Genomic DNA, 12,602 nt, shown 5'->3' on the forward strand with positions numbered 1-12,602 from the left:
TCGGTTTCGAGTCCACTGGGGAAAGCTCGAGCCCACTGGGTTTTCAGTGCATGCGACCGTCGGTGTCGAAGAGTGCCAACTCGGCCGGGTGAAGTTGGTGTTGGACGATGAATGATCGTCCGGCGACCTTCCATAGCCCGCGGCCTCGGTTGAGGTGGGCGATGGCGTCGGTCTCCACCGAGGTCAGGCCCAAGAGCCCGGCGGCAGCGTGGAGTTGGTCGGTCTCCTGCCGGTAGACGATGCGGGTGGAGCAGTCGGCGAGCAGTCCCTCGGCCAGGGCGCGTCCGCGTGATCCGGCGTCGCCGGCGGTGAGCAGGTCGGACAGCCGGTGGATGACCATCAAGTTCGCGATGCCCAGGCCACGGCTCAGCTTCCACTGGGACTGCATGCGCTGCAGCAGGCCCGGGTGGCGCATCAGGCGCCAGGCTTCGTCATAGACGATCCAGCGCCTGCCGCCGTTCGGGTCGGACAGGGCGGATTCCATCCAGGCCGAGGCGCAGGTCATGGCGAGGACAAGGGCGGTGTCGTCGCCGGATCCGCCGAGGTGCGACAGGTCGATGGTGAGCATCGGCGAGTTGGGGTCGAAGCGCACGGTGCTCGGCGCGTCGAACATGCCGGCGAGGTCGCCGTGGACGAGGCGGCGCATGGCGTGGGCCAGGTCGCGGGAGGCGTCGCCGAGGCGGCCGGACATCATGCCGCCGACGGCGTCCAGTTCATCAGGGTTGTTCAGGGTGGCCGCGATGTCGCCGAGCAGCGGGGTGCGCCCGGTGGCGGCGGCGCGGGCGACGACGGCGTCCAGGGCGACGTCGAGGCCGGTGTGCTCCATCGGCAGCAGATCCCGCCCGAGGACGGTGCGGGCCAGGGAACCGAGCAGCAGCAGGCGGCGCTTGCGGATCTCGTTGGCCCAGTCGGCCTCCGAGACGCTGGTGGGCCGGGGGGCTGCGTCCAACGGATTCAGCTTTCCGGGCAGTCCAGGGCCCAGCGCGATGGAGGTACCGCCCAGGGCTCTGGCTACAGCCGTCCATTCGCCCTTGGGGTCACAGGGGACGTAGACCCGGTACCCGAAGGCGATCGAGCGCAGTGCGAAGGACTTGGCGAGCGCGGACTTGCCCTGGCCGATCACGCCGGCCAGCAGCACGTTGGGGTTGGTGAAGCCCTCGATCTTGCCGTACAGGGCGAAGGGATCGAAACAGAAGGATGCCTCGGCGTGGACGTCGCGGCCGATATAGATGCCTTCCGCGCCCAGTCCGCCTTCGGCGAGGAAGGGATAGGCACCGGAGGCGGTGGCGGTGGTCATGCGGTGGGCGGGCAGCTTGAGCTTGTTGTTGCGGGCCGAGGCGGGGCCGGAGCGCCCGGCGGGCGGGAAGAGGGGCAGCGGCATCGCCTGCTCCTCCGCGCCGGCCGCGGTCGTGTGGGCGGCGGCCTCGGATCGGGCCTTCGCGGTGGCCTCGGCGAGCTGCCGGCGAGCCGCCTTGCGGGCGGCACGGTCGGCGCCGTGCGGGGTGAACAGGGGGCTGGCGCTGGCACGGCGGTCTCGGCGCGCGGGCCGGTGGTTCATGACATTACGGCTTTCACGGGTGGGTGGTCTCGGGCGCGGTGCCGGGTTAGCGGCTGCAGCTGGTGGTGTGGCCGTGCAGCGGGGTGTTGAGGTCTCTCGGGGTGGTCTTGCGGCGCACGACGTGGCCTGCGGCGAGGTGGCGCTGGCAGATGGTCAGGACGGGTGGGCCCTCGGGCAGCCGCTCGGGATGGCATTCGGTGTCCGGCGCGGTCTCGTGCACCGTCGGCAGGAGATGGAAGGCGTCGTGCACGGCAGCCGCGGACTGCCACAGCCGGGTGTGCGCGGTGGCCAGGTGGCGGCCGGCGGCGGGATGCGGAGGCCGGATGGTCTCGGCGAGATGGTCGAGCAGTTGGTGCAGCGAGGTCAGATGGGCGTGCAGCACGTCGAGGTGGACGCGGTCCGCGGATGCGGGAGCGGTATCCGCCCGCATGGTGAGGGCGCGTGTGTGGTGGCGGACGCCGGCGCTGGCGGCCCGCAGGTACGGGTGCGTGTCGCCGACGGGGTTGGCAGAGGTCAAAGGCGTAAGGATCCCTTCTGCCGATTCGGCAGGGACGGCGGCGGGCGGTGCGCAGGGGGGTTAGAGGGCGGTGCGGGCGAGCGGCAGCGCGCCGAGGGCGAACGCGTCGGGCTGCTGATAGTTCAGGCGTCGCAGGTCGACCTGGGCGGTGACCGCGGCGGTCTCGATCTGCGCGCAGGCGGCATCGAGCGCCGCGTCGGTCTCGGCGGAGACAGTGAGCAGCCCGGTCAGGGCGACGTCGGCGTGCCCGGCGATCAGCTGGCGTTCGCGGGTCTTGACGTCGGCGTACTCGACGGAGTCGGCCTCGGAGTCCACCTGCCCACGCCGGGCGCGCTCGTTGGCGTCGGCGATGATCGCCGCCTTCTTGCGCTGGACGTCGCGCATCGCGGACTCCAGCCCCTGCGGCACGTAGATGAGGGACAGGGTGCGGCGGACACCGGTGGTGAACATCAGCCCGTGCAGGAAACCTGGGCTGGTTTCGGTGCGGGGCCAGTCCTCGACCCAGTACGTGGCGTGCCGCGCGGTGTCGGTGGCGAGCCGGTCGTACTCCTCGACCTGGACCACGGGCCCGGCAGCGGCCGGTTCGGCCTCGGCCTGGCCGGACGGCGACCACTGCTGCAGAGCGGACAGTGCCTTGGGGTCGTAGGCGGTGCGGATGACGGCGGCGATCTCGCGGGCACTGAGCCAGCCCGTCACCATCAGCCCGGCGCTGCGGGCGGCCTGGGCGATGGAGGAGGTGGTCTGCTCCATCACCCTGAACGCACCCGGGAGTCCGCCGCCGGCCTGGCTGATGAGGCGTTTGGCGGCCTTGAGGTCCAAGGAGATCGCCAGGTACGCCTCGTGCGGCGCGGCGGCAGGGCCTGCGGAGGCGACCAGTTCGCTGTAGATCTGTCCGGCGACCGGGGTTTCGGGGTTGCCCTGTTGGGTCCAGTGGCGGGAGAGGGTGTCGCCGGAGTCGGGGACGGTGCGCTCCAGGACCTGCACGGTGGCGACGTGCCCGGTGCGGGCGATGCCCGCCAGCGCTCGTCCCCATCCGGCCACGTTGTGGTTCTGCGTAGCGGGGTCGAGCAGGGCGAAGGCTCGGCTGGAGACCCGGGCGACGGCGGTCAGGGTCTGCTGGTGCGGATCGTGCACGGCGGCGGCCTGGTTCGCCGAGTCGCCGGGGGTGACCACGCGCAGCGAGGCGGCGCTGCCGGGCAGGTGCAGGATGCCCTCCTGGCGGGGGCGGGTGACGGGCCGGGCGCGCCACATCGTCTGCCCGGTACGGCGCCGTCGTGCGTAACGCACGACGATCGGCGCCCAGTCGATCAGCGACCGTCCGTGCCGGCGGACGGCGACCAGGGCGGTGACCGCAGCCCATAGCGGGGTCAGGGCGATGGCACCGAGCAGCCCGGTGGAAACCACCGTGACCAGCAGGAGCGCCAACGCGCAGGAGACGAGGACGAGTTGGGGGAGGGAGAGGCCCAGCAGGATGCCGCGCCTGGATCTGTGCGGGAATTTGACCGTGAGGGGGGTGATGGAGAGGTCAGACAAGGGCCGTTCCGATGAAGCGCGGGTGGTGTCCGGGACGGCACGCTGTGCGAAGGGCACGGTGCGTGCCGCCCCGGAGTCGGGCAAGGGTCAGATGCCGGTGGGCGGGGGCGGCGGAGCGCCGGTCCCGCTGGCGGTGCCGGCGGAGTTCGAGGCCGGCGGGGGGCCCTGCGGCGGCGGCGTGGAGGCACCGGTCCCGGGCTGGGACATGAAGGTGCCGCCCTGACCGGCGGGTGATCCCGAACCGCTGCCGGGAGAGCCGCCGAACTGGCCGCTGGTGTCGTCACGGGGGCTGGTCGGCGGAGGCTGCACGGCCTTCTCCAGACCACTCTTGAGCCCGTCGCCTCCGGAGGAGCCTTGCGAGCCGGAGCCGCCCCCTTCCTTGCCGCCGCTGCCGCCGCCGGTGGGATTGGCGGCAACGTCACCGGGGAATCCGCCGCCGGGCACGGAGTCGGGGCCCTGCGGTGCGGCGCCCGCTCCGGCTGCCGCGCCGCCGGTTCCGGCAGTGGCGGCCATCGTCGCAGCCTTGCGTCCGGCGCGTTCGGCGTGCTGGCGAGCCATCTGGGCACCAGCTCCGCCGGCGCGGTGGATGTCCTCGCCATTGGTGCCCTCGGCCGCCCAGTGCACGAACTTGAAGGTCGCGTACGGGCACAGCAAAACCAGCACCATGATCACGATGCCCGACATGACGTCCGCGAGCGCGGCCAATCCGTCCTTGGAGTCGGTCTTGCCCATGGCGGTGATGCCCAAGACGAAGATGATCGTCATCAGCAGCTTGCTGACCACGAGGGTGGCGGTGGCCTCGATCCAGCCCTTGCGCCACCGGCGTGCGGCCTCCCATCCGCCGCCCGCGCCAGCGAACACCGCGAGCGTGACCAGGACGAGGATGCCGACCTTGCGGACCATCATCACGCACCAGTACAAGAACGCTCCGACGGCCGCGCCGAGCCCGGCGAACACCGCCACCAGCCAGCCCATGCCGGACAGCGCACCGATCTGGCTGACCAGGACGATGCGGCGGACGGCGGATTCGATGGACAGGTGCGCGGAGGAGAACAGCCCGTTGGAGAGCGCGTCGACCACTTCGATGGCGACGGTGGTCGCCGCGATGGCGCAGAAGGCGAACAGAACGCCGGACATGGTGCCGGTGAACGCCTGGGTGAGGGCTTGTCCGTCGCGCCGGACGGCGGCTCGGATGAGCTGCGCGCAGAACGTGCCGACCAGGATGATCAGGCCGATCGGCAGCAGCATTTCGTAGTTGTCGCGGAACCACGTGGCGTTCAAGTCCACGTTGGTGGTGTTGTTGACGGCCTTGGCGGCCAGATCGGCCGCTGCGGCGGCGAGTTCGCCAGCGCTCTTGGCCATCCAGTTGCCGATCGCCTTGCCGGGATCGGAGACGAAGTCGACCGCGTCGCCGACGGCGCACAGCTTGTCCGCGAGGGGGAGGTCGCAGAAGCCCAAGGGGAGGTCACCCTCCTTTCAGATAGAGGTCTGGGTCAGGGCGCGACGCTGGGGGCGATGGCGACCAGGGAGCAGTCGTGCGAGGGCCGGCACTGCACGGCGAGGGTCACGGCTTGGTCCTGGGCTCCGCTGCCGCCCTTCTTCCAGGCGATCTGCTGCGTGCCGGTGACGGTGACGTAGTAGATGTACGCGTCGGTGATCGCGGAGGGGTCGTCGGCCAGGGCCTGTTTGAACGCGGACGGGTAGTGCGCGTCGGTGACCTTGGCGGTGGCGTGCTGGGCGTTGTCGCCCAGGCGCGACCACAGAACCGGGTCCGATACCTGGCCGGTGACGGAAGACCAGTCGGCGTACTTGGCCTCGGTGGTCATCCACGCCTTCATGCCGGCCAGTTCCTGGTCGCGGCTGGTATCGCGGGTGTCGTAGGACCACAGCATCACCGCGGCGGCCTTGGCGTAGGCGAGAGGATCGCTGATCCGCGGGGGCTTGGGCACCGACCCGGTGCCCGACGGCGTCGCCGTCGGCGTGGGATCCGCGGAGGGTGCGGTGCTGTCCGACACGGACGGCGCGGCGCTGGCGTCGTGGTGGTGTCCGTCGTGCCCGGTGAACCAGGCGGCGATGCCGGCGACGGCGAGCAGCGCGGCGAGGACGACGCCGATGATCAGGACGCGCCGTCTGGTCGACCAGGTGGCGCCGTAGCCCGAAAGCGGGGAGCTGAATCGATTCGGCATCTAGTGGACCTGAGACCCCAGGGCCGAGAAGAAAGCGACGATGCCGTTCGCGGCTCCCAGGCCCAGGGCGGCGCCGGCTGCGACGACGGCACCCTTCTTGCCGTTGGCTTCCGCCTGGTGGCCACCGGTGTGGTGACCCCAGGCCCACACACCGAGAGAGACGGCCAGGGCACCGACGACGGCCACGATGCCGAAGAGGTTGATGCTGTTGACGACGTTCTTCAGCACAGACAGGCCAGGCAGGCCGCCGTCGGCGGGCGTGACGCCTGGGTTGTAGGCGAGGTAGACCACGTGGTCTGCGAGAGACATGGGTATGGCAAAGCTCCTTGCATGCGCAGGCCGGATGGCCCAGCGGGGAACGGGAAGAAGAAAAGGGGGAAGTGGCGCTCGGGGCGCGCCGGTGACCGGCCGGCCCCGCCCGGCGTCAGGACCGGGCGGGACACGCGGCGGGTCAGGAGACGATGCGGCGGGCGGCCAGGACGTCCCAGTCCTTGATCGGCTCGATCCGGACGGGTTTGGTGGTGCGCGGCGCGTTGATCACCAACCCCGAGCCCATGTACATGCCAACATGTTCGGGTGTGGCTGCGGTGCCGCGGGTGAACACCAGATCGCCGGGCTTGAGGTCGTTCAGCGAGACCGGCTTGCCTTCGGTGACCTGGGTGTACGTGGTGCGGGTGAGCGGGACGCCGGCGTGGGCGTATGCCTGCTGCATCAGGGAGCTGCAATCGCAGCGGCCCATAGGGTCGGGACCGTGCGGGTTGGTGCAGTCACCGCCCCACTGGTACAGGGTGCCGAGCTGCTGCATGGCCCACTGAAGGGCGACGCGGACCTTCGCCGGGGCGTCCTTGGGGATGGTGTAACCCTTGGGGACGGCGCCCTCCGGGATCGTGCCCCAGCTGGATCCGTCCACACCGGGCTTACAACCAAAGTCCGTTGGCTTCGCGGTGGCGTGGGTGTTGGCCTTGTCGGGTTTGGTGTCCTTGCTGCCGTGGGGGAGGGTCTTGACGATGGCCTGCTGCAGAGCGCGCGCCAGCGGTTCCCACTGCGCGTACGCGTCGGGGAAGCCGGATGCCTGGACCGCCTGGGCGGCCTGGGTGACCGTCATCTGCTGCCAACCGTGCACCTCAAGCAGCGCCTTGTAGAACTTGGTTGAGGCGTACACCGGGTCGCGGACCTGCTCGGGGGTGCCCCAGCCCGCGCTCGGGCGCTGCTGGAACAGGCCGAGTGAGTCGCGGTCGCCGTAGTCGAGGTTGCGCAGCCGGGATTCCTGCATGGCGGTCGCGAGCGCGATGACCTGGCCCTGCTCCGGCACGCCGAGCGAGATGCCGGTGGCGACGATGGTCTTGGCGTTGGGGATCTGTTCGTCGGGCAGGTCCAGTCCCTCGACTTGGATGTCCTTGGCGGAGCCTTTGCCGCCGAGGATGGCGGTGACCTGCTTGGCGACGGCAGCGGTGTCGATGTCCGCGCCCGTGGTGGTGCAGGAGGCATTCACGGCGCCGTCGCTGGCCGCTGCGGCCATCGCGGCGGTGCCGGCGAGGAGGAGGGGAGAGAGGCAGAAGACGCCGATGGCGGCGACTACGCCCTTCAATCCGGCCCGCCTTCCGGCGGGCGGTGGCCGGTCGGCGGCCGGTTTTGAGGCAGGGGCGGGTAGGGGTGCGTCACAGCGGGGTCCTTGGAAGTGAAGTCCCGGCCGCGCATGCGCAGTTGTGGAAAGGGTGCGGCGGCCGGTGGTGAGCGAATCTCAGTGCCTGGCGACGGGGGCGAGTTGACGCTCGCACCCGTGCGCCGGAAGTCGGGTCAGGTGTGCCGGGGCAAGGGGACACCTCCACGAAGGCAGGGGCGGGGGTGAGAGCCATCGGCGGTGTTCGCCGGGCAGTTCCAAAACAGTAAGGGCGGATCCCCGGTTGCCGAAATCGTTCGTGATCAAGGCTTGATTTCAAGGATTTTGGCGGCGATAGCGCTCAACCGGGGATCGTGCCCTACAGTTTTGGCTCCTCCCCTCGCCACCCCGCCGTGCGGACCGCGATGCCCTCTGCCCGCATCCGGTCCTGCGGGGCTTCCCGGCGAGCCGGAGCGCTTCTCCCTCACCTCGCCCGACCCGAATTGGGGTACCCCTTTTGGCTTTTTCCCTGCACCAGGGCGACGCGCTCAGCGTCCTGGCCGAGCTGCCGGACAACTGCGTCGACTCCGTCATCACCGACCCGCCGTACAACAGCGGTGGCCGGACCGCGAAGGAGCGCACCTCCCGCAGCGCGAAGCAGAAGTACACCTCCGCCGACGCCCAGCACACGCTGCCCGACTTCACCGGCGAGAACATGGACCAGCGCAGCTACGGCTTCTGGTTGACGCAGATCATGACCGAGGCCCACCGGCTGACCAAGACCGGCGGCACCGCGCTGCTGTTCACCGACTGGCGTCAGCTGCCGATCACCACGGACGCGATCCAGGCGGCCGGCTGGCTGTGGCGGGGTGTGCTGGTCTGGCACAAGCCGCAGGCCAGGCCGCAGAAGGGCCGCTTCACGCAGAACTGCGAGTTCATCGTGTGGGCCAGCAACGGGCCGATTGACGCCGCGCGGAACCCGGTCTACCTGCCGGGCCTGTACAGCGCCTCGCAGCCCTCGGGCAAGGAGCGGCAGCACATCACGCAGAAGCCCGTCTCGGTCATGCGTGAGCTGGTGCAAATCGCTCCGCCGGGCGGCACTGTGCTCGACTTCACCTGCGGCTCGGGCTCGACCGGAGTTGCGGCCCTGCTGGAGGGCCGTGACTTCATCGGCGTCGAGAAGACCAGCCACTATGCGCAGATCGCGAATGATCGGCTCACCGAGACACTGCAACAGACCCTGACCCAGGACGACTTCACCCTGACAGCCTGAGTCTCTATGCCTCCGTGTGGCACGGCATGGGTGCTGGTGTCAGTACGCCTTTGCCGTGCCGCGCACGGGGGTTATAGCACCGGATCCCCGGTTACCGAAACCGGGGATTGTCCGGATGGTTGGAGCCGTAATTCACGCCATCGGCTGCGGCTTCAAGGAGGCCCTTTTTCGTGCCTGAATCCATAAACCCCCCGGAGGACGGGGCCACGGAACCGGTCCGGCTTCCGGAATCCGATCTGGAGAGCATCGAGGCGAGCGTGCGCAAGCTGCTCGATCAGTCAGCCGAGCAGGCGCGGCAGCTCGACAGCCTCGCGTCCGCGCCCGCGCCGTCGGCTTCACCGTTCGGTGCCTTCGGGATGCCGGGATTCGCCGGCATGCCGCAGCAGCCCGCGCCGCCCGAGCCCCGCCCGATCCTGGAGCTGGAGGGCGAGGAGTACGAAGACGAACTCGACGCCTTGTCGGACTGGGTGGATGATTTCCTCATCCGGGTCTACTGCGCGGAGGTCACCACCGCCGCCCCGTGGTGCGAGCAGTGGCAGGAGCACGATGACGTCGTCGCCTGGCTCCATGCCCTGTGGCTGGCCTACCAGCAGCACAAAGACCCTGAAGCCGGGCCGGCCGGGCTGTTCGTGTGGCACCGGGACTTCCTCACCCACGCCATGGCCGCCGTCCGGGCTCCTGGCGGACCGTTGTCGGCGTGCATGACGGATCCGGACCGGCCCGCCCACCGCCTGCTGCCTGGCCCCCGGCCCTCGATTCGATCTTCAAGCTCCGCTGCCGAGGAGCCGAAGGAAAGCGACGGACCGGACCGGGCAGCCGGATGACCGGGCCCGAGATGCGGCCGGCCTTCGGCCTCTCTTTCAACCCCCGAGCCCTGACCGACCTCCTTCAAGCCCCCGGCGACATCCGTGACCTGGCCCTCGCCCAGCTCCAGGACGTTGTCAACGCCCGTCTGTTCGGGGCCAAGTTGACCCGGGAACTCGCCGGATGCCGCAAGATCTACGTCGACCACCGCAACGCCTGGCGCATCGTCTACGCCCAGCGACCGGCCCCCGCGAACTCCACGTACCGCACCGAGATCCATGTGGTGGCCGTACGCCCGCGCGAGGCGCACGACGTGTACGACACCGCCCGAGCCCGTCTCGGCATGACCCGGCAGCCGATGAGCACCCGGACCCACGCCGCCCGTACCCGTTCTCCGCAGCTGGGCACGCGGCAGCCGATCCCCAAGCCGGCACCGCCGCTGTATGCGATGCCCGGCCTTCCCCAACTTGCCCCCTCCTCGACCCTGAAGGGCCCCGTTCGTTGACGCAGTTCCCCACCCTGATCGACCAGGTCGCCACCGCCGTGCTGGCGCCGGCCCCGGTCGCCGAGAACCCTCACCACCGCGCCATCCTCGACGTGTTCGCCGAGGTCCAGGACCTCGACCGGCAGCTCGCCAGCCTGTCCGGCGACGAGCTGCCCGAGGGAGTCAGCGCCTCCGAGCAGTTCGACAAGCTCACCAGCGTGCTGATCGAGCGCATGGCGGCAGGAGCTGAGCTGAACGCCCTGCTGTCCACTACCTGCTGCTGCGCCGCCGCGTACGAACCCGACGAGGAGCCTGCAGACGAGCCGGTCGATGACGGGGGACCGGAGTTCGACCCCGACCTTGATTTCGATCCCGCTCTGGAGCCCGACTTCGAGCCTGACTTCGACCCCGACCTGGAGGACGACTTCGAGCCCGACTTCGAGGATTTTGAGGCGCACGCGCCCGAGCACGACGGCGTGTTCCGCCCGAGCCGTCCGAAGACGATCGTCCACGCCTGCCTGGATGCCTTCGACGCCTTGGCGGCCCCGGAATACGTCACCACCACCGATCTGGTCGCGTACTTGCGCGATCTGCCCGGCGAGGCCGAGGAGCGCCGGCCGTATGCCGACATCACTGCGGTCCGGCTTGGCCGGCTCCTGCTCCCGTTCGGCGTTCGGCCCCGCAAGCCCCGTGCTGCTGACGGCAGCCGCTACACGGCCTACCGGCGCAGTGACCTGCTGGCCGCACGTCCCAACTGGTCCTGCTGACGCACCCCGCCTGGCACGTACGCGGCCGGTAACGGCCGCAGGCTGGGGCCTGAAGCGTTGCCCGTGGCCTGGCCAGGGCACCGGCGTCGCCCTGGCCCGGCAGGCAGCCCCGAGCGGCCCCCATGCTCCGGCTCCTCGACTGCTTGGGACCGACGCAGCACCCCGGTGACACGGTCTGTCCGTCGAGGTCCGCGTCGCCCTGGATCCGCACGGCCCGCGGGCCTTCGCTCGCTGACAAGAACCGCTCCGTTATGACCTCCACCCCCGCACCCGCTCCCGCCCGCAAGACGCTGACCGCCCTCGATCACCGCATCGAGACCGCGGTGGGCCAGACGATCGAGCAGCTGTGGCAGCACCGCGACCGCGGCCTGCTGGACGCCGCGCGCAGCGCTTTGGTCGATGCCCACCGCGACCTCGTCAAGGCCGAGACAGCGGTTACCTTCTACCGCGTCCTGCTCGCCCGCCTCGCCTCCGGTGAATTCCCGGTCGACCAGGCCCTGCTCGCCCGGATCGACCGCACCATGGATCAGCTGGCGGAAGCCGTTGGCGAGCGCGACGCCCAACAGGCCATGGTCCAGGCCACGCTGGAACCGATCGAGACCGCTGCCCCTCCCCAGCACCCACGGCACGTGTCCACGTCGGACCTCGCGGCCCTGCTCGCCATCACCCAGGGCGCCAAATTGCACGAGCACCTGCTCACCCGGCGACTGGCCGTGGCAACGTCCTCCCGCACGCGCATCTCCTACCACCAGCTGCAGCGCCTGGAGAAGGCCGGCCTCGTCCACCGCGACACCTCCCACCCGGTGCACGCCGGCCAACCCGTCACCCTCACCGACGCCGGCCGGGCTGTCCTAGCCGCCCCACGCCCGGCCGGCCCACCGGGCACCACGCCCCCGCCCGTCCCAGGAGCGCCGGCAGCCCTCGCGCGCCCCCGTCGCTGAGTGGCCCAACGGGCCGTGCGCAGATGCCAACGGCCTCGTCGAACCGAAAGTACCGATGCCCCACCACGAACCCGACTTCCGCCTCGACGGCTACGACGCCGTCAACGACCACGTCGCCGAACTGTTCTCGCACCACATCGAAATCGAGAGCGACATGCTCACCGTGCTCGCCGAGCACCACACCGAGGACGCCGAGCACAGCTTCTACGTGATGCACAACGGGGCCGTCACCTGGGGCATCCCCGGAGAGCCCCAGATCGTGGCCCTGCACCTCAAGCGCGACACGGATGCGCGCACCTTCCGCTTCACGCACGAGATGCTCCCGCTGCCGTCCATGGCCCAGTCCTGGCTGATCGCCCGTGGCTGCCCCGAGGAGAAGATCCTCCTGCCCGACGGCATGGGCACCACGCCCGCGGATCAGTCCACCCGCGCCCTGGAGGCGCGAGTGCGCAGCGACGGCGACCACTTCGCCCTGCTCACCAGCTACACCTACGACAGCGAGCCGATGCAGACCACCGTGATGCTGCGCGCGCTGGATGAGCGGGCACCCCTGCCGTTTCGCGTGCTGCTGGAAGAAGTAGACACCGATGCCTGGACGCACACGCTGCGTGAGGGGGGTTTCGCCACCTTTGAGGCCGCCACCCAGTGGTGGGAAGCGCACTGGCGCGGCGAGGACGTGCCGCTGCCCAGCGCGTCGCCGGCGGCCCGCCACACCGCGGCGGCATCTGCCGTCCGCGCACTCCCCGCTCGCCCGGCTCCACCTCGCGGACCGAGTCGCTGAATTCGCCGCTCCCCGCCGCTGCGCATTGCCCGGCCCGGAGAAATGCCGTCCGCGCCGCGTAAGGCGGCGCGGAACATAGCACCCAATCCCCGGTTACCGAAACCAGGGATTCTCCGGATTCTTGTTCTCGACCCGCACGGCATCTGCCGGGGTCTCTT

13 protein-coding genes are annotated in these 12,602 nt (G+C 70.2%); 6 read left to right on the forward strand and 7 right to left on the reverse strand.

What is annotated here, in order from left to right; genetic code table 11:
- Positions 1-43: 43 nt before the first annotated feature.
- The 7 genes from P3G67_RS24940 to P3G67_RS24970 all read right to left on the reverse strand — a co-directional run bounded on the left by P3G67_RS24940 (position 44) and on the right by P3G67_RS24970 (position 7,382).
- Positions 44-1,558, reverse strand: coding sequence for a VirB4 family type IV secretion system protein (locus P3G67_RS24940; protein ID WP_276095482.1), 1,515 nt, complete (start codon positions 1,556-1,558; stop codon positions 44-46).
- A 46-nt stretch (positions 1,559-1,604) separates the two neighbouring features.
- Positions 1,605-2,075 carry a DUF6238 family protein gene (locus tag P3G67_RS24945; RefSeq protein ID WP_276095483.1) on the reverse strand — a complete coding sequence of 157 codons (471 nt, stop codon included), beginning with the start codon at positions 2,073-2,075 and terminating at the stop codon, positions 1,605-1,607.
- Positions 2,076-2,135: 60 nt separating this feature from the next.
- Complete coding sequence (locus P3G67_RS24950; protein WP_276095484.1) at positions 2,136-3,608, reverse strand: SCO6880 family protein; 1,473 nt, start codon at positions 3,606-3,608, stop codon at positions 2,136-2,138.
- Positions 3,609-3,695: 87 nt separating this feature from the next.
- Entirely contained in the window at positions 3,696-5,066 is a 1,371-nt protein-coding gene (locus P3G67_RS24955) for an SCO6881 family protein (RefSeq protein ID WP_276095485.1), read from the reverse strand.
- A 35-nt stretch (positions 5,067-5,101) separates the two neighbouring features.
- Complete coding sequence (locus P3G67_RS24960; protein WP_276095486.1) at positions 5,102-5,794, reverse strand: hypothetical protein; 693 nt, start codon at positions 5,792-5,794, stop codon at positions 5,102-5,104.
- Complete coding sequence (locus P3G67_RS24965) at positions 5,795-6,109, reverse strand: DUF6112 family protein (RefSeq protein ID WP_276095521.1); 315 nt, start codon at positions 6,107-6,109, stop codon at positions 5,795-5,797.
- A gap of 136 nt (positions 6,110-6,245) precedes the next feature.
- Positions 6,246-7,382 carry a C40 family peptidase gene (locus tag P3G67_RS24970; protein WP_276095487.1) on the reverse strand — a complete coding sequence of 379 codons (1,137 nt, stop codon included), beginning with the start codon at positions 7,380-7,382 and terminating at the stop codon, positions 6,246-6,248.
- A 529-nt stretch (positions 7,383-7,911) separates the two neighbouring features.
- Between P3G67_RS24970 and P3G67_RS24975 the strand changes: the two genes are divergently transcribed.
- The 6 genes from P3G67_RS24975 (at position 7,912) to P3G67_RS25000 (ending at position 12,444) form a co-directional block, all read left to right on the forward strand.
- Entirely contained in the window at positions 7,912-8,667 is a 756-nt protein-coding gene (locus tag P3G67_RS24975; protein WP_276095488.1) for a DNA-methyltransferase, read from the forward strand.
- Between the two features lie 170 nt (positions 8,668-8,837).
- Positions 8,838-9,491, forward strand: a complete 654-nt coding sequence (locus P3G67_RS24980; protein ID WP_391858335.1) for a DUF4913 domain-containing protein — start codon at positions 8,838-8,840, stop codon at positions 9,489-9,491.
- Complete coding sequence (locus P3G67_RS24985; RefSeq protein WP_276095489.1) at positions 9,488-9,976, forward strand: hypothetical protein; 489 nt, start codon at positions 9,488-9,490, stop codon at positions 9,974-9,976. Before P3G67_RS24980 ends, P3G67_RS24985 begins: the two co-directional genes overlap by 4 nt.
- Complete coding sequence (locus P3G67_RS24990) at positions 9,973-10,722, forward strand: DUF3631 domain-containing protein (RefSeq protein WP_276095490.1); 750 nt, start codon at positions 9,973-9,975, stop codon at positions 10,720-10,722. Before P3G67_RS24985 ends, P3G67_RS24990 begins: the two co-directional genes overlap by 4 nt.
- 251 nt (positions 10,723-10,973) lie before the next feature.
- Positions 10,974-11,663, forward strand: a complete 690-nt coding sequence (locus P3G67_RS24995) for a hypothetical protein (protein ID WP_276095491.1) — start codon at positions 10,974-10,976, stop codon at positions 11,661-11,663.
- Between the two features lie 55 nt (positions 11,664-11,718).
- A complete protein-coding gene (locus P3G67_RS25000) occupies positions 11,719-12,444 on the forward strand; it encodes a hypothetical protein (protein ID WP_276095492.1) in 726 nt (241 codons plus the stop codon).
- Positions 12,445-12,602 lie beyond the last annotated feature (158 nt).

It is taken from the genome of Streptomyces silvisoli (genome assembly GCF_029269905.1).
GTDB classification, from domain to species: domain Bacteria; phylum Actinomycetota; class Actinomycetes; order Streptomycetales; family Streptomycetaceae; genus Streptantibioticus_A; species Streptantibioticus_A silvisoli_A.

Bases quoted from the DNA above. Each gene is read 5' to 3' on its own strand.
- P3G67_RS24940 (WP_276095482.1), bottom strand. From the start codon at position 1,558: ATGAACCACCGGCCCGCGCGCCGAGACCGCCGTGCCAGCGCCAGCCCC.
- P3G67_RS24995 (WP_276095491.1), top strand. From the start codon at position 10,974: ATGACCTCCACCCCCGCACCCGCTCCCGCCCGCAAGACGCTGACCGCC.
- P3G67_RS24960 (WP_276095486.1), bottom strand. From the start codon at position 5,794: ATGCCGAATCGATTCAGCTCCCCGCTTTCGGGCTACGGCGCCACCTGG.
- P3G67_RS24985 (WP_276095489.1), top strand. From the start codon at position 9,488: ATGACCGGGCCCGAGATGCGGCCGGCCTTCGGCCTCTCTTTCAACCCC.
- P3G67_RS25000 (WP_276095492.1), top strand. From the start codon at position 11,719: ATGCCCCACCACGAACCCGACTTCCGCCTCGACGGCTACGACGCCGTC.